Below are 23,860 nucleotides of genomic sequence, written 5' to 3' on the forward strand. Positions count from 1 at the left end.
ACCATCTGCCTGACGTTTTGGGCGGGCCCGCCTTCGTCAGGGGCGTGCTCGCGACGGCCATCCACGTCTTTGCCCGTCGCGCGCTGTGACGAAGAGGGGGCGGGGAACCCCTCTTCTGCAAGGAAAGGGGCAGGAGCGAGGTGTCTCGCCCGCTGGACCAGCGAGGCCGGATTCTCACCGCAGTAACGGTCAGGTCGCGCGCCAAGCGTCAAACGGGCGACCCCTCACCCTGCCCTCTCCCTACGGGAGAGGGTGCCCCGCGCATGGCAAGGCGCGCTCACAGCGGAATATTGTCGTGCTTGCGCCAGGGCCGCTCGACGCTCTTGGTGCGCAGCATGGCGAGCGCGCGGGCGATGCGGCGGCGCGTCGAATGCGGCATGATGACCTCGTCGACATAGCCGCGCTCGGCCGCCACGAAGGGCGACATGAAGCGGTCCTCGTACTCCTTGGTCTGGCGCGCGATGGTCTCGGCGTCGCCGCCGCGGAAGATGATCTCGACCGCACCCTTGGCGCCCATCACGGCGATCTGCGCCGTCGGCCAGGCGTAGTTCACGTCGGCGCCGATATGTTTCGACGCCATCACGTCATAGGCGCCGCCAAAGGCCTTGCGCGTGATCACGGTGACCAGCGGCACGGTGCATTCGCTGTAGGCGTAGAGCAGCTTTGCGCCGTGCTTGATCAGCCCGCCATATTCCTGCGCGGTGCCCGGCAGGAAGCCCGGCACGTCGACGAAGGTGACGATCGGAATCTCGAAGGCGTCGCAATAGCGCACGAAGCGGGCGGCCTTGCGGCTGGCGTCTGAATCGAGCACGCCGGCCAGCACCATCGGCTGGTTGGCGACGACACCGACGGTGCGGCCCTCGATGCGGCCGAAGCCGGTGACGATGTTGCCGGCATAGGCTGCCTGAATCTCGAAGAAATCGCCCTCGTCGAGCGTCTTCAGGATCAGCTCCTTGATGTCGTAGGGCTTGTTCGGATTGTCCGGAACCAGCGTGTCGAGGCTCATGTCGACGCGGTCGGGCACGTCGAAGCTCGGCCATTCCGGTACGCCGACCGTGTTGTTGGCGGGCAGGAAGTCGAGCAGGCGGCGGACCTGCAGCAGCGCCTCGACATCGTTTTCGAAAGACCCGTCGGCGACAGAGGATTTCGAGGTGTGGACCTTGGCGCCGCCGAGTTCCTCCGAGGTCACCGTCTCATTGGTGACCGTCTTCACGACGTCGGGGCCGGTGACGAACATGTAGCTCGTATCGCGGACCATGAAGATGAAGTCGGTCATCGCGGGCGAATAGACGTCGCCACCGGCGCAGGGGCCCATGATCACCGAGATTTGCGGAATCACGCCCGAAGCCGCGACATTGCGCTTGAAGACCTCGCCATAGCCGCCGAGCGCGGCCACGCCTTCCTGGATGCGGGCGCCGCCGGCGTCGAACAGGCCGACGATGGGCGCGCGCATCTTCAGCGCCATGTCCTGGATCTTGGTGATCTTCTGGGCGTGGGTCTCGGAGAGCGAGCCGCCGAAGACGGTGAAGTCCTTGGAGAAGACGAAGACGGTGCGGCCATTGACGGTGCCCCAGCCGGTGACGACGCCGTCGCCGGGGATCTTCTCGGCCTTCTCCATGCCGAAATCGACGCAGCGGTGCTGCACGAACATGTCGAACTCCTCGAAGGAGTCCTTGTCGAGCAGGAGCTCGACGCGCTCGCGGGCCGAGAGCTTGCCGCGCTTGTGCTGCGCCTCGATGCGACGGTCGCCGCCGCCTTTGCGCGCGCCTTCGCGGCGGGCTTCGAGCTGGTCGAGAATGTCCTTCATGGAAAGCCTGCCCTCACCTGGAAACAATGCCTGCGGAAACACTGCTTGTCTGGCTTAAGCAGCGGCCGGCCGGCTGTCCATGAGGCGTTTGGCGCAGAGCGGATGTGGCGACCCTGGCGGTGTCACTTGTTGGTGGGCACGCCCATGGCGATTTTCTCCACCTTGCCGAGCGCGCCCCAGGCGAGCATCGCCAGGGAGATCGCCAGCAGCGGCCCGCTCGTCGCGGGCACGAGCGCCGCGGGCAGGACCGAGCCGAGCGCATTGATCACCGGCTGCGGTGTGATCTGCGTCAGCAGGGCGCCGAGGATGCCGATCGCCGATTTCTTGCCGTCGAGCATATTGCCGAGGGTGGTGCCGAGGGCAGCGTTCACCGGCGTCAGCGGCGCGGGCTTGTCGGCGATGACGACGTCGCTTTTGATGTAGCCGCCGCTCTTGAGGATCGCGACCACGGCCGCGAGCACCTTGTCGAGATCGGGGTTCGCGGCCGGTGTCGCGGCCGGCACCGGCGGCAACGAGGGCTTGGCGGCCTGGAGCAGGTCCACGACCTTGCGGACCAGCGAAACGAGATCGGGCGTCGGAGCGGTCATGGCGTCGGTTCCGGGCTGTGGCGGCATGGGGAATTGCGACATCGGGAATTGCGAGATGACCGGCTCGGCCAGCCAGCGCGAGGTCTCCTGCCGCAACAGCGCGACGCGATTGGCGAAGCCGGTCCTGAACTCGGCGATGTTGGGATGGCCCTTGAGCCGGGCGTCATAGAGTTCGATGGCGCTCTCGATCACGTCGCGGAGATCGGCGCGGGAGGCTGCGGCGATCGTCAGGTCGCCGACATCGCCGTCGACCTCCAGCGTCGCGCCCCCGGCGTTGAGCGCCCGCTGGAGATAGGTTCCGCCGGTCTTCGTGCCGCAATGGACGCCGATATTGTAGATGGCGAGTGCGAGCGGGCCGGGCAGGCTTCCGCAGCTCATCTTCGACCAGTATCGCGCGAAATAGATGGTCTTCGCTTCTTCATAGGTCAGCCCGACGACATCGGCGACGGTGACCGGGCGCCCGCGCGCCGAGGCGAGAGTGGCCTGGGTGATGCCGAAATTGGTGGCGCGCCCCGGATCCTTGGGATTGTTGACGAAGCCGCCTTCGAATTGCCGGATGATGGCCTGGGCCCGTTCGAAATTGGCGCGCCCGGCGGCCTCGTCGATGGTCGTCACCGTCGTGGACAGGCTGCCGCCGCTCTCGGGATCGCCATCGCCGTCTGGATCGAGAAGATGGCTGGAGACCGCTTCGCCGCCCACCAAGGCAGGGCGCTGGACGATGCCGCGCGGAACCGGGGGGCGCTTCCCCGGCCAGCCGGCAATTGCGGCCTCCAGCGTGTCGGCCCAGCTGTCGTCGCCTCCCTCAGGATAGCCGCCGGCGAAGAGATCGTCCCAATCGCCGCGCGCCCATTGCAGATGCGGCTTCTCGAAGCTGAGCGGCTTCAGGCCATGAGCCCGGCCGACCTCGTGCAGACGATCCCAGGCCTTGGCGAATTTGCCGCTGTCGTTCCAGGACCATTGGCCGTCGATCTTGAGAACGATGTCGACGGCCAGGCCATATTGGTGGAAGGACTGCCAGGCCCGGGCGTTGGTGACGATTTTCCCGTCCCGCGTCCGGCCCTGCGCGAAAAGATGCTGCTGGCGTTCCGGCGTTCTGAAGGCTTCGAACAGTTGAAACGAGAATCCGTCGTTGTTCAGTTTTCCGATGATCTTGGATAATGCATCTCGAATGACAGGGTGAAGCTCCGCAACGTCAGTTCGTCTCTTTTCAAGAGATGACATGCTCGCGACCCTCAACGCATGCGGATGCAACGATGTACTCGGGGCCCCTGAACGCTGTTGTCACTTCAAAGGGCTGCGACATGGCCGGCACGAAGATTTGAACGCTCAAATACAAGCATGTTCGACGACTATCTGCAAGCGCATAACGTTGCGCAATTATCGCTCAAGTTGTAGCGATGCGGTCGAACGTCAGCCGTGCTTCAGCAGCAGCGCCGCTGCGTCGAACTCCGCCCGGCGAATGGCGCGGCGCTCTGCCGCCTCCTCGTCCTGGCCCCAGATCGCAATCTGGTAGTCTTCGTCGAGATGAGCCGCGGCCCAGACGGCGTCCGCGTCCTGCAGGCCGGAGGCGAGTGCGAGCATCAGGATGGTCGAGCCGCTCAATGTCATGACGTTGTGGGCGCCGGCGAGCGCCAGCGGCGCCGGGATCTGCGCGACATGGCGAGCGACGGCGTCCAGCGTGCCGGCGGGCTGCCGTGCGAAGACGATGCCCTCGGCGAGAAGGAAGCGGGCTCCGATTCTGGCCTCGACGCCGCGCAGGACCGGCTCCCAGATCTCGTTCTGCAGCGTCACCAGCGCCTCGGGCTCGGCCGCGCGGTAACACAGCGCGTCGCTGCCGGCATAGCGCACGATTTCGGCGCGCACGGCCTCATGCTGGTCGGCGACGCCGTCGAGGGCGGAATTGACCAGCCGCGTCAGCGGCATGCGGGCGGGGTCGATCCTGTCGGTCTGCGCGTGCCATTCGGCCGCCAGCGCCTCGGCGATGGGGCGGGAGGTGACGGCGAGCGGATTGCGCGCCGGCGTGCGGGCGGTGCGCCCGTCGAGCGCGATATGGAACAGCCCGTCGCGTTCGGCGACGCTGGCGGTGTCATAGAAGCGCTTGGGCAGGGCATTACGCATGCCCGACTGAGCGGCGGCGACGGGGTCGGGCTGGCGCTGGCCGGCGGCGCTGAAGCGGGCGAGGAAATCATCGGTCGACATGGCGCGGCTCTAGCACGCCATCGGCACGCGGTCAGCCGCCGAAACGGTCGCGCCAGCTCGGCTTCGCTCCCGGAAAGGGCAGGGCCGTCGCCGCATGGACGCCACGCGCCACGGCGCGCGCCAGCACGTCGGCAGCGGTGGCGCAGAGCTCGCTCAGGGCAAAGGCGTCGGAGGGGGCGCCGCTATGGCCTGTCGCCGCCGCGAAAACGACGTCGCCGTCGAGCGCGGCATGGGCCGGGCGAAGCGCGCGGGCGAGGCCATCATGCGCCGCCAGCGCGAGCCGCTTGCACTGCGCCTTGGTCAGAACGGCATCGGTCGCGACCAGCGCGATCGTCGTGTTCTGGCCGGTGCCGCCCTTGAAGCGCAGGGCGAGATCGTCCGGGGAGATTGAGGCCGGCCAGCCGCGACCGCCAAACTCGCTGCCCTTCTCATAGGGGGCCGCCCAGAAATGCTGGCCTTCGCCGATGGTGGCGGTGCCGACGGCATTGACCGCGACCAGCGCCCCGACGGTCTGGCCGGTGGCGGCGCGGCCACTGGCAGAGCCGATGCCGCCCTTGAGGGTCGCGAGCGTGGCGCCGAAGCCGGCACCGGCGCTGCCCAGTGAAAAAGCGACGCCGGCCGCTGCCGCAGCCTCTGCGCCGAGCCGGCGATAGGGCGCTTCGGCCCCGCCCTTCGCCCAAGGCTTGTCGGCGCCGTTGAGAAGGTCGAACAGGATCGCCTGCGGCACGATCGGGACGCGCAGCGCGCCGATGGGGAAACCGCGGCCCTGGCTGGCGAGCCAGGCCATGACGCCATCAGCCGCGGCAAGCCCCCAGGCCGAGCCGCCCGACAGCACGATCGCATCGACATGCTCGACCGTCATCTCGGGCTCGAGCAGGGCGGTGTCGCGCGTGCCGGGCGCGCCGCCCAGAGCCGCGATGGAGGCGACCGTCGGGCGCTCGAACAGCACGACGCTGACACCCGTCGCCGCATCGGCGTCATGGGCCTGACCGACGCGGACGCCCCGGACATCGGTGATGAGGTTCCGCATCGATACAAGGGATCAGGAGGAATCGGAACGCCACGGGCCGGCGTGTGTTACATTACGATCTTTTCATGCTTGCGCCATCGCAAGGTCACTGCGGCATGGCCAAGCTACCGCTATCGCGAACCGGCTTCGAGACCCGCTCAGCGACCGATATTTCCGATGGCTTCAATGGGAGATCCCGCATGAAACATATCGCACTTATCGCAGCGTCTTCCGTCGCTGCGCTCGCGGCGACCCTTGCGATCGCCCAGCCGCAGCCGCTCCCGCCCGCGGGCGGCGACCGCGACAGTTCGCGTCATGAGCGCTCGGAAAGCCGCGAGCAGCGCCGCGGCGAATGGCGCGAGCAGCGTGGCCAGCGCATGCAGGAGCGTCTCAACGAGCGTCTTGCCAAACTGCGCACCGACATGAAGCTGAAGCCGGAGCAGGCGCCCCTTTTCGACACCGTCGAGGCGCTCATCAAGAAGCGGGCCGAGGAGCGGCGCGCCGGCTGGTCGGCGATGCGCGAGCAGCGCGAGACCTTCCGCCACGCTGACATCATGGAGAAGCTCGACATGATGTCCGGGCGCCAGTCTGCGCGCGCGACCCGCTCCAAGGAACTCGCCGATGCCGTGCGCCCGCTCTGGGTGACGCTCAGCGACGAACAGAAGACCGTGGCGCGCCGTGCCGTGCGCGAGGCCATGGCCGAGGGCCGCGGCATGATGCAGCGGATGCGCGAGCGCATGGACGAGCGCCGCGGCGGCCACGATCATGACGACGAGGATCGCGGCCAGCAGCGCCGCTGGCGCGAGGATCGTGGCGATCGCGGCGACCGTCGCGGCTGAGCCCGCACAGGCTTCACCAACGAAGAAGGGCGGCTCTCGCGAGCCGCTCTTTTGTTTGGAAGGTCAGATGCTGCGGGATCAGGTGCCGCAGGATCAGGTACCGACAGCGTCGGTGACGCATTTCTTGGTGAAGCTGGTCTTGGCGGCGCCGAAGAGTTTCTTGTCGACGGCCTGCTTGTCGCAGGTGGTACCGGCGTCCTTCTGGCATTTGGTCAGGAAGCTGGTCTTGGCCGCGCCGGCGAGCTTCTTGTCGCCCGCCTGCACGCTGCAGCTCTGGGCCTGAGCGAAAGTCGAGAAACAGGTCAGGGCCAGGGCCGCTATCAGGGTCTTCGTCATCGCTGGTGATTCCCGTGGTTGGGAGCACAAGGGTTAGCCGCCACCGCGCCGAGGGCAAGCGGCATTTCCACGGCGTCACGCCATGATTTCGCCTTACCCCCTAATGCCTTGGGAAACAAAGCGGAAACGGGGATTTACCCTGACTGTTCAACTTCGATTCATGTGTTTCCGTTTACGGTTCGGCAGTGATTGGGAAACAAAGGTGGGCCATGAAGGCGACATGGTTGATCTGGGGTATGCGCGGCTTCATCGGCCTCGTTTTCCTCCTGAGTCTCTTCGGCCCCTATGCGCTGTCGATCCTGATCGGCTGCCTGGGGCTCGGCTGCCATTACTTCCGCAACGAGGTCGGCTCGCATTTGTGAGCGGGCGGGCGGCTGCCGTCCTGATCAGGCACCTGCGGCGGAGCCCCGAGCGTCACATCGGGGTTCTACCCTGATGCTCCGGCAGGCTTCGGGACTTGGTGTGAAAACACCGGGCAATCTGCACGGCGAAGACGTAGTCGTCCGCCCCGTCAAGGCTTAACATCACCGACCCGGTTGGAATGGTGGGAGGCGCATGGTGCGGGCGGTGCAGCTCTTGTTTCGTTGGATCATCGCTTGCGCAGCGATCGGCATGGTGCTGTGCGCCCTGGTCCTGCTCGTCGAAGCCGGGATCAACATCACCTCGGCCGTTCGATCCCTCATCGCGCATGATGGCAGCAAGTGGATTTCATCGATCATGAAATCTGTCGACGAGTGTCTGTTCGGCGTTATTCTCGTGCTCCTTGCGGCGAAGATTCTGGCGTCTTTCGTTGTTCCGGACGAGGTTGCGCAGTCCTTTCCAAAATGGATGAAGCCAAGCGATGTGGCTGAGCTAAAGAGTACCTTCTGCCAGGCCGTCATTGTCTATCTGATCGTGGATTTCGCTACGGACATGGCGATTTTGGATAGCAAAACGGACTTCGGGCTCCTGGTCTTGCCGGCAGGTATCGTGCTCATTGCGGGCGCATTGAAGCTCATGCCGCATTCGGCCCATTCATAGGCTCGGGACGCCGAGGCCTTGCCGTCAATGCCACGCCCCTTCTGCCCCCTTCATCTTCACCTCAAACTCCACGAGCTGGTCAAACAGCGAGGCCTTCCGGAACTCCTCATCGAGCCCCCAGCCGGAGCGCCGCATCTGTTTCCGGCTCGCCAGAACCCCCAACCATGTGAGGGGTCGCAGGACGCGCGACATCATCGCGAATGCGGGGAGGTCATTGTCAGGCACCTCGTCCAGCGTCTCCATGATCGTACAGGCCGACATCAGGTCGTCAGCTTTGGACCAAGGATGCGCCGCCACCGACAGGCTCCAAAGGATCACGCCCATGTGGTGCTGCGGCCAGAAGTCGATGGGGTTCCTGTCGAAGTCCTGAAGGTTGACCTTCCAGAAGGTCGCCTCAAACAGTTCAGCCAGCAGGGCAGGGGCCGCTTCAGGGGCCAAGAGCGCCTTGCCTGCCTTGCTCGCCTTCAGGACACCCAGGCGTTTCCGCAAAAGCCCCGCAGCCTGCAGCGCGATCCTCGTGAAGAGGACCCCGTAGGCGTCGTGCTCGTTGATGACCTTGATGACCGCGAGCGTGTCGGCCCTGTCGTAGCCCGGCCATTCGGTCCGGTCGAAGACATGCCGGACATCGACACGCTTCAGCGCGCCGGCTGAGGTCAGCACGAGCCCGCCTTTCTCAACGGCAAGCTCCAGCAGGAGCCTGGCGGCGATCACCATGGGGACCTGAAGGGCGGCCTCTACGGGAACATTGTATGGTGTGAGCCGGAGAGCCTGCGGGACCCTGCCGGGCGGCTCCAGGAGCGCCTTGAGCGATGCGGGCTGCAGATGCGCCCAAGCGGGAGGGATAGCTGTCACGCCAGGGAGCGTAGGCGGGCCGGAGCAAAGGCTCAACAGCCGTGGCCGGAAATGCGTCCGCAAAGCCGTGCGGCGAAAAGCGAAGGGGGATGGCGATTTCTCGCCATCCCCCGGAAATGGTGCGGGCGAACGGGGCTTGCGGCCCCGGTTCGTCCGATCAGCGCGAGTAGAACTCGATGACCAGGTTCGGTTCCATCTGCACCGCATAGGGCACGTCCGTCAGGGTCGGCGTGCGGGTGAAGGTGGCGGTCGACTTGTTGTGGTCGGTGTCGAGATAGTCCGGCACGTCGCGCTCGGCGAGCTGGGCCGACTCGATCACGATGGCGAGCTGGCGCGAGCTCTCCTTGATCGCGACGACGTCGCCCGGCTTGACCTGGTAGGACGCGATGTTGACGCGCTTGCCGTTGACCGTGACATGGCCGTGGTTGACGAACTGACGGGCGGCGAAGACCGTCGGCACGAACTTGGCGCGGTAGATCACGGCGTCGAGGCGGCGCTCGAGCAGGCCGATCAGGTTCTCGCCCGAGTCGCCCTTGAGGCGGATCGCCTCGGCGTAGTAGCGGCGGAACTGCTTCTCGGAGATCGAGCCGTAATAGCCCTTCAGCTTCTGCTTGGCGCGGAGCTGCGTGCCGAAGTCGGACGGCTTGCCCTTGCGGCGCTGGCCGTGCTGGCCGGGGCCGTATTCGCGGCGGTTGACCGGGGACTTCGGGCGGCCCCAGATGTTCTGACCGAGACGGCGGTCAATCTTGTATTTCGCCTCATGGCGCTTCGACATATCGCGTGTCCTCTTGAGTTCGCGAGTTGAGGACCGCGCCCTCCTGTCCCTGGCAGCCTGCCGCACATCCTGCGGATGCGTCAGTGGCGAGCTGCCATTTTCTCTGCATCGGCTCTGACCGAGACGTGGAATCCACTTTTCGGACCGATGCACCGGGGCGACAGATCCGGCTCTGACGAGTGGATCACGGGTGCGGAAAAAGCCACGCGGGCCTTTTGGGCCCGCGCGACGAACGCCTAGAACCATGCGGGGCGGGATTTGTCAAACCCGATCGTGTCCGGAGAGCGGCACCGGATCGGCTCCGCGGCATCGGCGCTGCGGGGCGAGGTCAGGGCATTCGCGATTCCAGGGTGATCGTCTCGCCGTCGACGACGAACCGGCCGTAGCCGCGGTGATGGATGGTTCTGGGCTCCTCCCGGGCCGGATCGGTCCAAGCCTTCACCACCTCGAGCACGAACAGATTATAGCGGTTTACGAGGCGCGTATCGACCACCCTGCATTCGAGATTGGCGAAGCACTCGGCGATCAGGGGCGCCGCCACTTCGCCGGCCGGAACCGGCGTCAGCGCGAATTCCGCGAACTTGTCGACGTCGCGCCCCGAGCAATTGCCGATCGCGACGACCTTGGGAGCCAGGTCCAGCGCGGGAATCGCGATGACGCATTCCCTGGTCGCGCGCAGGGCCGCAAAACTGTGATCGGCACTGCTGACGACGCAGGCGACGAGCGGCGGCGTGAACTCGACCATCATGTGCCACGATAGGGTCATGACGTTGACGCACCCCTTGAGGGCCGTGGTCAGCAGGACAACCGGCCCCGGTTCGAGCAGTTGATAGACCTGGGCGAGCGGATATTCCTGCATGGGAGGCGCGGCTCCGGGGCGTTGCGACAACGGCCACTCCACAGCGGCAAAGGCCGCTGTCTCCGCTCATCCTAGCCGATGGCGGGCGCCTGCCCTTGACCCAGAACAATGCGTTCCCGGAACCTCAACTGGCCAGCGGCATCGGCTCGATGACGACCTGCGCGAGGCCGTAGCCGGCGAGCGCGATGCGCAGCGGGCCGGTGAGGCCCACGCCGCCGGTGAAGACCGCGAGCGCTTCGCTGCTGCCCGAGCCGGTCTGGGGAGCGGGTGCTCCCAGAAGCTGCGTCACCCGCCGCGCAATGGCCGGGGCAGGGTCGATCCAGTCGACCGGCCAGGGCGCGAGGCGCTTCAACCGCTCGAGCAGCAGCGGGTAATGCGTGCAGGAAAGAGTGACGACATCGGTGCGGGTGCCGGCCCGCGCGACGAAGCAGGGGCCGATCTCGGCCAGGATGGCGTCATCGTCCACGGGATCGCCCTTGAGCGCCGCTTCGGCCAGGCCGGCGAGGCGCGTCGAGCCGACCAGCGTGACCTCGCAGCCCCCGGCATAGCTCTCGATCAGCCCGCGCGTGTAGTCGCGCGCGACCGTGCCCGGTGTCGCCAGCACCGAGATCAGGCCGGATCTCGTCGCGGCTGCGGCCGGCTTGATGGCGGGCACCGTGCCGACGAAGGGGATGGCGAAGCGGGCCCGCAAGGCCGGCAGAACCAGCGTCGAGGCGGTGTTGCAGGCGATGACCACGAGATCGGGGTGGAAGCGCGCGACCAGGCGCTCCATCACCGAAAGGACGCGCGCGACGAGGTCGTTCTCGCGCAGCCTGCCATAGGGAAAGCCGGCATCGTCGGCGGCGTAGACGACATGGGCGCCGGCATGGGCCTGCATCGTGCGCGAGAGCACAGTGAGGCCACCGAGGCCTGAATCGAAGACCAGGATGGTGGGCGTCCGCAGCGCCAGCCCGGCACTGCGATAGGCCGTTCCGGCCAGAAGATCGACCTGCATGCGCTGTGAGCCTGCCCGCGTGACGAAGGCACCGATTGCGCCAGAGGCCGGTTAAGGGACCGTCAAGATGGCGTAAAGCAGGCGCTTTCTATTTAGTTGACTCCGTCCATTATCTTGTCGAAGGATTGCCGCAGGAGATTTCCCATGCCGACGATCGAACATGCCGTGGCGTCGCTGCGCCGCTTCAACCGCTTCCACACTCGCTTCGTCGGCGCGTTGGGCAGTAGCCTGCACGGCTCCGGCTTCACGCTGACGGAGGCGCGGGTGCTCTACGAACTGGCGCAGCGCGACGGCTGGCTCGCCGGCGAGCTCGCGCGCGAATTGGGGCTCGACGCCGCCTATCTGTCGCGCATCCTGAAGCGGTTCGCGGCGTCCGGCTGGCTGGAGGCCGAGCGCTCCCGGGAGGATGGCCGCGCCCGGTCCCTGCGCCTGACGCGGGCGGGGCAGGAGGCCTTCAGGCCGCTGGACGAGGCTTCGCACGCGGAGGCCGCCGCGGTGCTGCAGAAGCTCGATGCCGCAGGCCGCATCAGGTTGACCACCGCGCTGGGCGAGGCCGAGGCGCTTCTTCAGGGCGGGGGGGCTGCCGACGCGCCCCGGCCGACGATCCGGCCGCATCGTCCTGGCGACATCGGCTGGGTGATTTCGGCCCATGGCCGGCTCTATGCCGAGGATTATGGCTGGGATATCGCTTTCGAGGGCTTCGTCGCCGAGATCGCGGCGCAATTCCTGCGCGACTTCCAGCCGGGACGGGAGTTCAGCCTGATCGCCGATCTCGGGGGCCAGCCGGTCGGCTCGGCCTTCGTCGTGCAGGAGAGCGAGGAGACGGCGAAGCTGCGGATGGTCATCGTCGATCGGCCGGGCCGGGGACTCGGGCTCGGCAAGGCGCTGGTGCGCGAGGCGATCGCTTTCGCGCGATCCGCCGGCTATCGCCGCATGGTGCTCTGGACCAACGACATCCTGCACGCGGCCCGCGCGATCTATGTCGCGGAGGGATTCAGGCTCGTCGCCGAGGAGAGGCACCACTCGTTCGGGCAGGATCTCGTCGGGCAGAACTGGGAGCTCGTGCTCTGAGGCGCGCCGAGCTCAGGCCTTGATCCGCGCCACCTTCGCCGCCGCTGCACGGCCTGCGAGCGTCGCGCCGCCGACCGTCATCGCGCCGCCGCCGGCCGTGGCCTCGCCGGCGATGAAGATGCGCCCGCCAATCGGCTCGGCCAGGCGCTCGCGCGCCGCCTCGCGGCCGGGCAGGCAGACGGAATAGGAGCCGCGCGAGAACGGGTCGGTCCACCAGGCCGGGAAGGAGATGCCCGTCACCGCCTTGCGGATATTGGGACCGATCATCTGCGCCAGCAGCTCGGTGACATGGGCCCGCGCGGCCTCGGTACCGGCGGCTGAGAGTTCGCGGGCATGATCGCCGCCGCAGTAGGCGATGACGAGATCCTTGTCGTCCGGGAACAGGTCGAAATTCATCAGGCGGCTGGGCGACCCGGCTTCGAGGAAGCTCGTGCCCGGTATAATACCGAAGCGGTCGCCCTCGACCCGGAGTGCGATCTTGGTCAGCGCGCCCATGCCGAGACCGTCGAGCGCATTGCGGTTGCGGGCCGGCAGTGCGGGGGTGAAACGGATCGCGCCCGCCTTGAGCACCCCGACGGGAACGGTGACGATGCAGGCATTGGCGTGCAGCGTGCCGGACGGCGTCGTCACCGCGACGTCCAGGCCGTCCCAGCGGATCTCGCTGACCGGCTGGTTCAGGCGGATGTCGAGGCCAGCCCCGTGGCGGGAGACGAGATTGCCGTAGCCTGAGGGCACGACAAGATCGTCGCCGGCCCAGAGGCGCTGATAATCGCGTGTGGAGATGCGGTCCGATTCCTCGCCGATGGAGAGCAGCAGGCCGGACGATGCAATCTGCGACATGTCCGGGCCGAGGTCGCCGAGCAGTTCCTTGACCGAGAGATCGCGCCGGGTCAGATCGACCGTTTCCAGCCGCCGGTCGATCTGGCCGAAAGCGCCGCGCCGCTTCTGCCGGTCGGCGTCCGTCATCGGCCGGCCGTCGGCGAAGACGCGGAATCCGCCGCCCCAGGATTCGCCCGGCGTCTCGATGCCGAGGTCGCGGGCGATCTGGACCCATGGGTTGCGTTCGGCCCAATGGATGAACATCGCGCCGGCATCGTAGGCCGGGCCGAGCGAGGCGTCGGTGAAGGCGCGCCCGCCGATGCGGCTGCGCGCCTCAAGCACGATGGCCTTGCGGCCGGCGGCCTTCAGGTCATGCGCGGCGGCGAGCCCGGCCGCGCCAGCGCCGATGACGATGACATCCGTTTCCGTTGCCTGGGCGTGGTGCATCGGCAGTGCCAGCGATGCCGCCATCGCCCCTGATCCTGTCAACATCGTCCGGCGGTCAAGCATGCCAAGGGTCCCGTGATGCCCTTCATGTTGGACCCGTGCCTTCGCGTTGCAACAGGAACGTGACGGGTCGCGGATGGCCGGCGATCACGAGATCGGGAGCCTGCTGGCAAGCTGCCGCCGAAGGGCAACGGTGCTTGTCTTAGAATAAACCGATCAAGAGAGCTTCATTAGAATATATCTATTGTAATATTCTTGTTTCCGAATCGATTGACAGTCGTCAAGTCGATCAATAACGGATGATTGCCTTGTTCGAGAGTATAAGGCCTTGTTTATATTCATTTTAAACTTCTGAAACGCGGCGGCGCGAGCCGGCTGCGCCGGTAAGGGTGGCTAAGGCGATGGGGATGCATTCTGGCAGGCTGCGCGAGGGCGTCGCGCTCGGGGCTTTGACGATGGTTCTGCTGGCGTCGCCGGCATTGGCGCAGCAACAGAGCCGCACCCGCCCCGCCCCGGCGGTGCAGGCCGCGGAGGCTCCGGTGGTGCTCGACCAGATCACGGTCGAGGGTGAGGGCGAAGCCGGCAGGCCGCTGGTCGCCGGCCCGACCACGACCCGCACGACCCGTGAGCAGCTCGATCGTCAGCAGGTCCAGAGTGTCACCGATCTCGCCAACCGCGTCGAGGCCGGAATCAGCTTCAACCGGCAGAACAACTCCATCAACATTCGCGGCCTCGACGGCGCCCGCGTGCTGACCACGATCGACGGTATTCGCCAGCCCTTCCTGACCGATACGCGTGTCGACCGCAGCTCGACCAACGCCTTCGACTTCGATGCGCTCTCGACGCTCGACCTGCTGCGCGGCGGCAGCGGCTCTGCCACCGTCGGCAGCGGTGCGCTCGGCGGCGTGCTCGCAGTGCGGACGCTGGATCCCAAGGACCTGATCAGGGGCGACCGCAATTTCGGCGCGCTCGCCAAGACAGGCTTCGACAGCACGGACGAGGCCTGGTTCGGCAGCGCCGCCGTCGCAGCCCGGCTTCAGCAGACCTATTTCCTGTTGCAGGGCAGCTTCCGTAACGGCGGAGAAATCGACAACAGGGGCAAGGTCAACAGCATCGGCGCCACCCGGACAGAGCCGAATCCGGTCGATTTCAACCAGTACGGCTTCCTCGGCAAGATCCACCATTATGTCGACGAGGTGCATCGCTTCGGCCTGACGGCCGAACTCTTCAAGCGTGAGGACAAGATCCAGACGCTGACCTCGACCGTGTCACCGACCGGCAATTTCCGGCCCGGTTCCTACGAGCAGGGCGAGGATGTCGAGCGCAAGCGCGTTTCGCTGTCCTATGACTTCAAGCTGCCCGGCGCCTTCATCGACGAGGCGCATGCGACGCTCTACTGGCAGAACGTCAAGCGCAACGCGCTGGTCAACGCCTGGCGCTATACCAGCATCGTCGGGCCCTATGTCCGCGACAACCAGAACGAGCAGGACGCTTATGGCTTCAACGGCCATATCGTGAAGAACTTCAACACCGGCATGTTCTCGCATGGCATCACGCTGGGCACGGAACTGCGCATGACGGAGCTGGAGCAGTATTCGAAAGGCATCGACAACTGCCCGCCCCGGCCGGCCGGCGGCGCCCCCTTCACCGGCGCGTTTACGACCTGCAACAACCTGCACACCAACCAGGCCGACCAGCCGAAGATCGACGGCAGGGCCGTCGGCTTCTACCTGCATGACGAGATCGGTATGCTGGACAACCGCCTGCGCGTGACGCCGGGCGTTCGCTTCGACTGGTATGAGGAGACGCCGCAGAATACCCCGGCCTACACCAATGGCGGTTCGGCCCCGGTCGGCCTGCCGCCGTCCTCCAGCGATTCCGCCTGGTCGCCGCGCGTCCGGCTCGAATACGACATCCTCAAGAACGCACCTTACGTGAAGGACGTCACCGCCTTCGCGCAGTGGTCGAAGGGCTTCCGGGCTCCGACGGCCAGCGAGCTCTACGGCCGCTTTGGCGGCGTGGGGACGTATCTGCGCATCGGTGATCCGACCCTGAGGCCTGAGACCAGCAACGGCATCGACGTCGGCCTGCGCTTCGGCGACAAGGCGTTCGGCGGCTCGGTGACCTATTTCCACACGGACTATCGCAACTTCATCGACACCATACAGATTCAGGCACCGGGCGGTCTCTACCCGCAGGGCGGTATCCAGGGTCCGCAGAACGTCGCGCGTGCCGAGATCCAGGGCTTCGAGGCGAACCTGCAATACGCCTTTGCACCGAACTGGCTGGCGCGTGGCTCGTTTGCCTATACCCGCGGCAAGAACAAGGACAACGATACCTTCCTGAACTCGATCCCGCCGATGCAGGGCATCATCGCGATCGCCTATGGCACGGAGCGCTGGGGCGCGGAGGTTTCGACCAAGCTGGCTGCTGCTCGTGACGACGTCGCCGCGACCACTGGCACGGCGCAGGGCTTCAAGGCGCCGGGCTATGCGATCTTCAATGCCTCGGCCTGGTGGAAGCCGATGCCGCAGATCGCTGATCTCGAATTCCAGATCGGCGTCTACAACATCTTCGACCGCAAGTATTTCGACGCGGTCAACGTGCCGACCGGCGTCCTCGCCCAGGCGCGCGACTATTACAGCGAGCCCGGCCGCACCGTGAAGGCGACCATGAAGTACCAGTTCTGACAGGCCGCGTTTCGAGACCCGACCTGCTGGCCGGCCCTTCGGGGCCGGCCTTTTCGTTGGAGGCGAGGGGAGCGGCCAATTGCCCCCAGAAACGCAGTTCGGCCGGGTGGAAAGAGAGCGGTCCGCCGCGCGCAGGTGTCAGGCATCTTGCGCCGATCAGCCTGAATCCACCTGCCTTGAGGCCGTCGCAGTCGAATGCCTCACGGCAATCCAGAAGGCGACCAGCATCAGCCCGCCGGCCAGCAGGAAGGTCAGCCGCATCCCGCCGGCAATGGCCATGCGGGAAGCCTGCCCGAAGTCGCCGGTTCCGACTGCGAAAGCGAAGACGGCGCTCATCGCGGATGCGCCCAGGATCAGGCCAATATTGCGCGACAGGCTCAGCATGCCGGAGACCGTGCCACGCTGGCCTTGGGAAACATCCGCCAGGACGACGGTGTTGTTTGCGGCCTGAAAGAGCTGGTAGCCCGGTGTCAGGACGATAATTGCCAGAACATAGCCGGCGACACCGAGCGTATTGGGCAGGATCGACAGAAGAAACGAGCCGGTGGCGAGCATGGCCAGGCCGATCGCGAGAACCCGCCGCGCGCCCCACGCATCGACGATCCGGCCGGATGGCACGCCGCTGGCAATCGAGATGGCCGGGCCGATCGACATCACCAGGCCGACCAGCGCTTCCTTCAAACCGAGACCGAAGCCCAGATAGAAGGGGCCAACCACCAGCGTCGTCATCATCACGGCCGCGACGAGAAGATTGAGCAAGAGATTGAGCTGAAGATCATGGCTCGGCATCGTCAGGACACTCGCCGTCCGAACGCGCGCCTTGCCCGCGTCGCGCGGCAGCGACGCGAAGGCGAGGAGCAGCGCGAACACCGCCATCGGAACCTGGATCAGAAAGATTCCCCGCCAGCCGGCTGCCGTGACCAGCACGCCGCCGAGCGAGGGACCAAGCGCTGTTCCGAGCGCCGACACCGTGCCGAGCATGCCCATCGCCCGCCCGATCCGCGCCTCGCTCGCGGTCTCCCGCATCAGGGCCATGGACAAGGTCATCAGAAACGCAGCGCCGACGCCCTGAAGTGCCCTTGCGCCGACCAGAAGCCAGAGGTTCGGCGCGAGACCGCAGAGCAAGGATGAAACGGCAAACAATGCGAGACCCGCAAGGTGCATGCGCCTCAGCCCATGGATGTCACCAAGCCGCCCGACAAAGACGACGGAGACGGTCAAGGCCGCCAGATAGGCGATGACGACCCACTGAACATGGTGGAACGGCGCCAGGAATGCCTCGGCGAGAGTCGGCAGGGCGATATTGGCGATACTGGTGCCGAGCGACGCCAGCAGCATCGACAGCGCCAATGTCGTCGACGTGCCTCGCTTCATCCGCCTCGATGCGGGTGATTCCGCTTGTTCCATGTCATTGCCCTCTTGCTTGAAAAGTTGTGTGAGGGCAGCGTACGAATTCAAGTCAACTTGAGGTCAAGCATGATTTTTCTCGATATCGGAGAGGTCTCTGCCAGGGCCGGAATTCGCCCTTCGGCCTTGCGCTACTATGAGGAGATCGGCTTGATCTCCTCGGTCTTCCGCCACGGCCTGCGTCGCCAGTTTCCGGTCGAGGTGCTGTTGCAGCTCAAGCTGATCGCGATGGGGCAGACAGCCGGCTTCTCGCTCGGCGAGATTGCGGGGATGTTCGGCAAGAACGGCGCGCCGGACCTGCCGCGCATGTTGTTGCATGAGAAGGCCGACCTGCTCGACCGGCAGATCGGCGAGTTGACGGCGCTCCGCGACACCTTGCGCCATGTCGCGGATTGCCCGGCGCCGACGCATATGGAATGCCCGACCTTCAGGCGCCTTCTGGAGGCCGCCGGTCAGCACAGCGTGGCGCGGGCTAAGAAGAACGGGCTGAAAAGACCCGCCCGAACCTGAAGCAACGTGATGACCGCAAGCGCGAAAGGAGAGCCGCGCGACACCCGGCCGAAACGAGCCACCCGCGACAGGTGGCCGCTTTCGTCACTCCCCCTCGACCGGCTTCGGCACGCGCAGCCGCCGCGGGCCCTCTGTCAGCGACTTGAATACGCCGCGCAGCGTGCGGGCTTCCTGCTCGGTCATCTCCAGCCGGTGCAGGATATCGCGCAGATTGGCGGTCATGACGTGCTTCTTGCCGGGCGGGAAGAAACCGCAGATGTCGAGTTCGGTCTCGACATAGTCGAACATCGACAGCACGGTCGCGCGTGTCGCGGGGGGCGAGACGTTGTTCTCGCGAAAGGGCGGTTCGCCGCCGGTCGCCTTGAACCATTCATAGCCCGCCAGCAGCACGGCCTGGGCGAGATTGAGCGAGGCGAAGGCCGGATTGACTGGAAAGGTCAGGATCGCATCGGCGAACGAGATTTCCTCATTGGTCAGGCCGATGCGCTCGCGCCCGAACAGGATGCCAACGCGTTCGCCCGCACCGATGCGCTGCGCGATGGGCGGCATCGCCTCGGCCGGGGTCACGACGCGCTTCATCTGGCCACGTTCCCGGGCGGTGGTGGCCAGCACGTGGTTGAGATCGGCGATGGCCTCGGCTGCGCTCGCGTAAAGCCGCGCATTCTCCAGGATGTGGGTCGCGCCCGAGGCCGCCGAGGTCGCGCCCTTCTTCAGGCCGCCGCCGGTCGGCCAGCCGTCGCGCGGGGCGACGAGGCGCATTTCGGAGAGGCCGAAATTGGCCATGGCGCGGGCGCACATGCCGATGTTCTCGGCCATCTGCGGTTCGACCAGGATGACGACCGGGGCGGGGGCCTCGACAGGGGGGCGGGTGCGGTCGGTGCCGGAACCGGGCATGGAATTGGGTTTCACTTGTTTGCGAGGCGAACCTTGCGCGCAATCGCTGGAAACGCCGGTTCGGTCAAGCAATCCTCTTCGTCATGCTCGGCCTTGTGCCGAGCATCCACGTCTCGAACGCCGCACGCGACAAGCGAAGACGTGGATGGTCGGGACAAGCCCGACCATGACAGGCTGACGTTTTGTCAGCCCGCCGCCTTTTCCACCGCCCGCATGACGCGCAGCGTGTTGCTGCCGGCGAGCTTTTCCAGATCGGCTTCAGACCAGCCGCGCCGGATCAGTTCGGCGACCAGGGCCGGGAAGACCGAGGTGTCCTCGAGGCCATCGGGATTGATCCAGCCGAAGAAGTCCGAGCCGATGCCGACATGGTCGTGGCCGATGCGCTGGGCGAGGTAGTCGAGATGGTCGCAATATTGCGGCAGCGTTGCCTTCGGCCGCGGTCCGGCCTTGCGGGCGATCTCGGCCTCGGCCTTCTCATGATCGAGCCCGTCCGGCGTCTTGCCGTACCTGTCCTTGGCCGGTCGATGCCAGTCGCGCGAGGACTGGCTGATAAAGTCCGGCACGAAGGTCGCCATCACGACGCCGCCATTGCCGGCGACCCGGTCGAGCACGTCGTCGGGGACGTTGCGCGGGTGGTCGCACAGCGAAAACGCGTTGGAATGCGACCAGACCACGGGCGCGCTGGTCACGTCGAGCGTGTCGTGCATCACCTTCGGCGAGACATGGGCGAGGTCGACCACCATGCCGAGCCTGTTCATGCGGCGGATCACCTCCTTGCCGAAGGCGGTGAGCCCGTCATGCCGCGGTGCGTCGGTGGCGGAATCGCACCAGTCATGGCTGTCGTTGTGGCAGAGCGTCATCAGCCGGATGCCGAGATCGTAATAGGCGTCGAGCGCGTCGATCTCGTTGTCGAGGGCGGTGCCGTTCTCGATCGTCATGAACAGCGCGATGCGCCCTTCGGCCTTGGCGGTCATGACGTCGTCGGCGCTGAGGCCGGGACGGAAGGCGTCGGCATGGCGCCTGAGAATGTCCCGCATCAGCGCGATCTGGGCGAGCGCGAAGCCGGCGGGCTTCGGATGCTTGGGCGGGACATAGGCCGCGAAGAATTGGCCGGCGAGCTTGCCGGCCTGCATGCGCGGGATGTCGGTGTCGCCCTCGGCGTGGATTTTCGTCAGGTCGTAGGCGCCGACATCGCCTTTCGCCTCGCGGCTCAGCCGGATGACATAGGGCAGGTCGTTATGCCCGTCGATCAGCGGGGCACGGTCGAGGAGGGCCAGCGCCGCGGCATAGGCGTTGTCCTGAACGGGCGGTTTGGCGAGGGCCATGGCGGGTGTCTCGGCGGGAATCGGGAGCGGATCGTCGCAGGTTGCACCAGGAGAGGCGAGGGGGCGTGGCGCAGGGCGCCTCTGCCGTCATGGTCGGGCTTGTCCCGACCATCCACGTCTTCGGTTGGCGAGTGCGGTGTTCGAGACGTGGGTGCTCACCACAAGGGCGAGCATGACGGCGTGCGCCCGGCCGTGCGTCGTCTCGTCAACCGAACCGCGCCGGAGCGAACGGGGTCGGATCGACGAAGACCTTCTGGCCCGTCACCATCTCCGCGATCATCCGGCCGGTGACGGCCGCCAGCGTCAGGCCGTGATGGGCGTGGCCGAAGGAGAACCACAGGCCCTTGTGCTTCGGCGCGGGGCCGATGATCGGCATCATGTCCGGCGTGCAGGGGCGACGGCCGAGCCAGGGCTCGGGATCGACCCGCTCGCCGAGCGGGAAGAGCGTGCGGGCGATCGGCTCGGCGCGCTGGAGCTGGACGGGGGTCGGGGGGGCGTCGCGGTCGGCGAATTCGGCGCCGGTCGTCAGGCGGATGCCCTGCTGCATCGGTGCCAGGAAATAGCCGCGCTCGGTGTCGAGCACCGGATGGTTCAGGACGGCGTTGCCCTGCGCCTTGTAGTGCATGTGGTAGCCGCGCTTGACCGCCAGCGGCAGGCGGTAACCGAGCTTGCCCGTCAGCACGTCGGCCCAGGGGCCGAGTGCGACGATGGCATCCTTCGCCTGCGCCCTGGTGCCGTCCGCGAGTGTGACGCTCCAGTCGCCGCCTTCCTGGACCAGCGTGCCGGCATCGCCCAGCGCGAGCTTGCCGCCGAGCTGCTCGAACAGCGCGACATAAGCCTTCGAGAGGCCGAGCGGGTCGATCACAGTCACCGGATCGGTCCAGTGCAGGCCGCCGACCAGGCTGCCATGGTCGAGATGCGGCTCCTCGGCGCGCAGCGTCGCCATATCGAGCGCCTTGTAGTTCAGGCCGAAATCCCGGTTCCAGCGCGCGGCCTCCGCCAGACGCAAATCCTGCTGGGCCGCGGTGCGGAAGACCTTCATCCAGCCCTTGCGGCGCAGCAGCGCGGTCGCACCGGCCTCTTCCGCGAGGGCATCGTGCTCGCTGACGCAATGCTCGATCAGGGTGGCGTATTTCCGGGCGATCGCCTCGTGCTGGGAGGCGCGCGAATGCATCCAGTAGGAGAACAGGAAGGGCGCGAGCTTTGGGATCGCGCTCCAGTGGTAATGCGCGTCGATGGTGTTGTTCATCGCGTAGCGGATGAGCGCCCCGAAATCATGCGGGAAGCCGTAGGGGTAGACACCCTCGCGCTGGATCAGCCCGGCATTGCCGTAGCTCGTCTCCTCGCCGGGACCGCGCTTGTCGACGAGCAGGACCGAGCGGCCCGCTTTCTGCAGGTGAAGCGCCACGGAAATACCGACGATGCCCGCGCCGAGAACGATCGTATCCGTCCGCATTGACCCACTCCTGACAGCCCCAACCCTGCGAAAATAGCCGTTTGCGCCGGTTTGTCAGCGTCGCGGCGTATCTTTGCGTCGTCCGAGCAAAAGTTTCGCAAGATTTGCGCCATGACGAGCATCAGCCTGCCGCGGAGCCGGCAAAGCGCCGTACAGGCGCAATTTCCTGCGGCGCAGGGCGGGGCTGTGGCGAAGGTGGGTGACGCAACAGTCCCGATCGGCCAGTGTCGGCCTCCTGTCGGGACGAGTCGGACCTCCATGCTCACGCGTATCGCCGCTTCACTGGCCGCGGGCCTTGCCTGGCTCGGGCGTCACGGCACGCAGGGGTTCGCGCTCTCGATCTTCCTCGGCCTGGCGCTGCCGCAATTCTCGGCGGCGGCGCGGCCGCTGCTGCCGGTGACGATCTTCTGCTTCACTACCATCGTCTTCATGCGGGCCGATCTCGGCATTATCGCCGGCCTGCTGCGCCGTCCGGGCAAGCTGATCTTGACCTGCCTGTGGATGGTGGGAGCGCCCGTGATCGTGATCGGCGGCGCGTTCCTGGTCCTGGGGCGGGACGCGCTCGACCCCGGCCTGCTGCTCGGCCTCGCCATCCTGGCGGCGGCGCCGCCAATCATGTCCTCGCCGGCGGTCGCGATCCTCTATGGCTTCGAGCCCTCGCTGATCATCGCCGGGGTGATCGTCACCACCATCGCGAGCCCCGTCGTCGCGCCGATGCTGGTCGAGCTTCTGGCCGGTGCGGCCGTGCCGCTCGACCGCTGGGTCCTGACCCTGCGGCTTCTGCTGTTCGTGGGCGGTGGCATGGCGGCCGCAGCCATCCTGCGTCTGTGGCTCGGCACGGGACGCATCAAGGGGATGAAAGCCAATCTCGATGGCTTCGGAGTGCTGATGTATTTCACCTTCGCGATTGCGGCGATGGACGGGGTCACGCGGGCGGCGCTCGACGATCCGCGGCGGGTCGCGGGCTTCCTCGCTTGCGTCTTCGGCGTCTCGGTCATCGGGCTGGTGGCGAGCTATCTCGCGCTGCGCTTCCTGCGCCGCTCCGAGCGCTTCATGGTCGGCTACGGCGCGGGGCAGCGCAATATGGGCATGATCGTCGCGGCGCTCGGCGCCGGCGTGCCGCCCTCGACCTTCCTGTTCTTCGCGCTGGCGCAGTTTCCGATCTACCTGATGCCATGGCTGCTGAGCGGGATGGCTGGCCGGATCCGCCGCGACGAGGCGGCTGCTGACGGGGCCTGACGGCGCGACTTGCGAGCTTCAGCGGGCAACGCCGCAGGAGGCCCGTCATGATCACGCTGTATTCCGGCCCGCTGAGCCTCTTTGCCCGTAAAGTCGAGATCGGGTTGCGGGAGAAAGCCCTGCCGTTCGAGCGGGTGATGGTGCCGTTCAGCCAGACGACCGGCTACGACCCGAGGCATCCCGAGGTCTTGGCGCTCAATCCGAAGGGCCAGGTGCCGGTCATGACCGATGACGGGCTCGTGCTCTACGATTCGACCGTAATCGTCGAATATCTCGACGAGGCCTATCCGCGGATACCGCTCTATCCGGTGACGCCGGCCGAGCGGGCGCGCTGCCGGCTCGACGAGCTCTTCGCCGACGAGATCCTGCTGCAGGCGCTGAGGCCGCTGATGCACCGGACCGGTCCGCGTGCGGCCGATCCGGCCCGGCGGGCGGCGGAAGATGCCGATGCGCTGATCGCCGAGGAGGTGCTGGCGGGCCATCACGCCGGTCTGGACGAGAGGCTGGCCGGGCGGGAATTCTTCGGGCCGATGCTGTCGGCGGCCGATATCGCGCTGTTCATGGGGCTGCTGTTTGGCCGGCGGCTGGGCGGGCCTTCGTTTCAGCCCTATCGCGATCTCTCGGGCTGGTTTGCGCGGCTGCTGGAGCGGCCCGCCTTCGCTCTCGCGGCAGCCGAGGTCGCCGAGGCCGACCGACGTCTCTCGGTCCCCGTCGCCATGCGCTGA

The 23,860-nt window shown here is 66.5% G+C and carries 22 protein-coding genes; 8 read left to right on the forward strand and 14 right to left on the reverse strand.

The window, feature by feature from the left end:
• Positions 1-277: 277 nt before the first annotated feature.
• The 4 genes from C8D03_RS19535 to C8D03_RS19550 all read right to left on the reverse strand — a co-directional run bounded on the left by C8D03_RS19535 (position 278) and on the right by C8D03_RS19550 (position 5,623).
• The gene (locus C8D03_RS19535) at positions 278-1,807 is read right to left on the reverse strand and encodes an acyl-CoA carboxylase subunit beta (RefSeq protein ID WP_108048864.1); all 1,530 of its coding nucleotides are present in this window, start codon (positions 1,805-1,807) and stop codon (positions 278-280) included.
• A 122-nt stretch (positions 1,808-1,929) separates the two neighbouring features.
• Positions 1,930-3,615 carry a glycosyl hydrolase 108 family protein gene (locus C8D03_RS19540; RefSeq protein WP_108048866.1) on the reverse strand — a complete coding sequence of 562 codons (1,686 nt, stop codon included), beginning with the start codon at positions 3,613-3,615 and terminating at the stop codon, positions 1,930-1,932.
• A gap of 189 nt (positions 3,616-3,804) precedes the next feature.
• Positions 3,805-4,593 (reverse strand): ATP12 family chaperone protein, encoded by a 789-nt coding sequence (locus tag C8D03_RS19545; protein WP_108048868.1) that lies wholly within the window; start codon positions 4,591-4,593, stop codon positions 3,805-3,807.
• A gap of 31 nt (positions 4,594-4,624) precedes the next feature.
• Positions 4,625-5,623, reverse strand: a complete 999-nt coding sequence (locus C8D03_RS19550) for a P1 family peptidase (RefSeq protein WP_108048870.1) — start codon at positions 5,621-5,623, stop codon at positions 4,625-4,627.
• A 179-nt stretch (positions 5,624-5,802) separates the two neighbouring features.
• Between C8D03_RS19550 and C8D03_RS19555 the strand changes: the two genes are divergently transcribed.
• On the forward strand, positions 5,803-6,441 hold the full coding sequence (locus C8D03_RS19555) for a Spy/CpxP family protein refolding chaperone (RefSeq protein WP_181301105.1): 639 nt from the start codon (positions 5,803-5,805) through the stop codon (positions 6,439-6,441).
• Between the two features lie 93 nt (positions 6,442-6,534).
• On the opposite strand, the gene C8D03_RS19560 is transcribed toward C8D03_RS19555, so the two are convergent.
• Entirely contained in the window at positions 6,535-6,777 is a 243-nt protein-coding gene (locus C8D03_RS19560) for a hypothetical protein (protein ID WP_108048874.1), read from the reverse strand.
• Positions 6,778-6,986: 209 nt separating this feature from the next.
• Between C8D03_RS19560 and C8D03_RS26525 the strand changes: the two genes are divergently transcribed.
• Both C8D03_RS26525 and C8D03_RS19565 read left to right on the forward strand, forming a co-directional pair.
• Positions 6,987-7,139 (forward strand): hypothetical protein, encoded by a 153-nt coding sequence (locus C8D03_RS26525; protein ID WP_181301107.1) that lies wholly within the window; start codon positions 6,987-6,989, stop codon positions 7,137-7,139.
• A 193-nt stretch (positions 7,140-7,332) separates the two neighbouring features.
• The gene (locus C8D03_RS19565) at positions 7,333-7,797 is read left to right on the forward strand and encodes a YqhA family protein (RefSeq protein ID WP_108048876.1); all 465 of its coding nucleotides are present in this window, start codon (positions 7,333-7,335) and stop codon (positions 7,795-7,797) included.
• 24 nt (positions 7,798-7,821) lie between these two features.
• Here the strand turns inward: C8D03_RS19565 and C8D03_RS19570 are convergent, their stop codons facing one another.
• The 4 genes from C8D03_RS19570 to murI all read right to left on the reverse strand — a co-directional run bounded on the left by C8D03_RS19570 (position 7,822) and on the right by murI (position 11,277).
• Positions 7,822-8,511, reverse strand: coding sequence for a hypothetical protein (locus C8D03_RS19570; RefSeq protein WP_108048878.1), 690 nt, complete (start codon positions 8,509-8,511; stop codon positions 7,822-7,824).
• A gap of 295 nt (positions 8,512-8,806) precedes the next feature.
• Positions 8,807-9,424: a 30S ribosomal protein S4 gene (gene rpsD, locus C8D03_RS19575; protein ID WP_108048880.1), complete on the reverse strand. Its 618-nt coding sequence runs from the start codon at positions 9,422-9,424 to the stop codon at positions 8,807-8,809.
• A 328-nt stretch (positions 9,425-9,752) separates the two neighbouring features.
• Entirely contained in the window at positions 9,753-10,283 is a 531-nt protein-coding gene (locus C8D03_RS19580; RefSeq protein WP_108048882.1) for a flavin reductase family protein, read from the reverse strand.
• Between the two features lie 124 nt (positions 10,284-10,407).
• Positions 10,408-11,277: a glutamate racemase gene (murI, locus tag C8D03_RS19585; RefSeq protein WP_108048884.1), complete on the reverse strand. Its 870-nt coding sequence runs from the start codon at positions 11,275-11,277 to the stop codon at positions 10,408-10,410.
• A 144-nt stretch (positions 11,278-11,421) separates the two neighbouring features.
• Here murI and C8D03_RS19590 point away from each other — a divergent pair, with 144 nt between their 5' ends.
• Positions 11,422-12,348 (forward strand): bifunctional helix-turn-helix transcriptional regulator/GNAT family N-acetyltransferase, encoded by a 927-nt coding sequence (locus C8D03_RS19590; RefSeq protein WP_108048887.1) that lies wholly within the window; start codon positions 11,422-11,424, stop codon positions 12,346-12,348.
• Positions 12,349-12,360: 12 nt separating this feature from the next.
• On the opposite strand, the gene C8D03_RS19595 is transcribed toward C8D03_RS19590, so the two are convergent.
• Entirely contained in the window at positions 12,361-13,638 is a 1,278-nt protein-coding gene (locus C8D03_RS19595) for a flavin monoamine oxidase family protein (RefSeq protein ID WP_248308540.1), read from the reverse strand.
• A gap of 383 nt (positions 13,639-14,021) precedes the next feature.
• On the opposite strand from C8D03_RS19595, the gene C8D03_RS19600 reads away from it, so the two are divergent.
• On the forward strand, positions 14,022-16,304 hold the full coding sequence (locus C8D03_RS19600) for a TonB-dependent hemoglobin/transferrin/lactoferrin family receptor (protein ID WP_181301109.1): 2,283 nt from the start codon (positions 14,022-14,024) through the stop codon (positions 16,302-16,304).
• 156 nt (positions 16,305-16,460) lie between these two features.
• Here the strand turns inward: C8D03_RS19600 and C8D03_RS19605 are convergent, their stop codons facing one another.
• Positions 16,461-17,711 carry an MFS transporter gene (locus tag C8D03_RS19605; RefSeq protein WP_108048894.1) on the reverse strand — a complete coding sequence of 417 codons (1,251 nt, stop codon included), beginning with the start codon at positions 17,709-17,711 and terminating at the stop codon, positions 16,461-16,463.
• A gap of 69 nt (positions 17,712-17,780) precedes the next feature.
• On the opposite strand from C8D03_RS19605, the gene C8D03_RS19610 reads away from it, so the two are divergent.
• Positions 17,781-18,221: a helix-turn-helix domain-containing protein gene (locus C8D03_RS19610; RefSeq protein WP_108048896.1), complete on the forward strand. Its 441-nt coding sequence runs from the start codon at positions 17,781-17,783 to the stop codon at positions 18,219-18,221.
• An 84-nt stretch (positions 18,222-18,305) separates the two neighbouring features.
• On the opposite strand, the gene C8D03_RS19615 is transcribed toward C8D03_RS19610, so the two are convergent.
• The 3 genes from C8D03_RS19615 to C8D03_RS19625 all read right to left on the reverse strand — a co-directional run bounded on the left by C8D03_RS19615 (position 18,306) and on the right by C8D03_RS19625 (position 21,896).
• Positions 18,306-19,115 carry an RNA methyltransferase gene (locus C8D03_RS19615; RefSeq protein WP_108048898.1) on the reverse strand — a complete coding sequence of 270 codons (810 nt, stop codon included), beginning with the start codon at positions 19,113-19,115 and terminating at the stop codon, positions 18,306-18,308.
• 185 nt (positions 19,116-19,300) lie between these two features.
• Complete coding sequence (locus C8D03_RS19620) at positions 19,301-20,440, reverse strand: dipeptidase (protein ID WP_108048901.1); 1,140 nt, start codon at positions 20,438-20,440, stop codon at positions 19,301-19,303.
• 205 nt (positions 20,441-20,645) lie between these two features.
• Positions 20,646-21,896 carry an NAD(P)/FAD-dependent oxidoreductase gene (locus C8D03_RS19625; protein WP_108048903.1) on the reverse strand — a complete coding sequence of 417 codons (1,251 nt, stop codon included), beginning with the start codon at positions 21,894-21,896 and terminating at the stop codon, positions 20,646-20,648.
• 258 nt (positions 21,897-22,154) lie between these two features.
• Between C8D03_RS19625 and C8D03_RS19630 the strand changes: the two genes are divergently transcribed.
• Positions 22,155-23,135, forward strand: coding sequence for a hypothetical protein (locus C8D03_RS19630; protein ID WP_108048905.1), 981 nt, complete (start codon positions 22,155-22,157; stop codon positions 23,133-23,135).
• 47 nt (positions 23,136-23,182) lie between these two features.
• Positions 23,183-23,860 carry a glutathione S-transferase family protein gene (locus tag C8D03_RS19635; protein WP_108048907.1) on the forward strand — a complete coding sequence of 226 codons (678 nt, stop codon included), beginning with the start codon at positions 23,183-23,185 and terminating at the stop codon, positions 23,858-23,860.

The sequence above is a fragment of the Bosea sp. 124 genome (assembly GCF_003046175.1).
Lineage (GTDB): Bacteria > Pseudomonadota > Alphaproteobacteria > Rhizobiales > Beijerinckiaceae > Allobosea.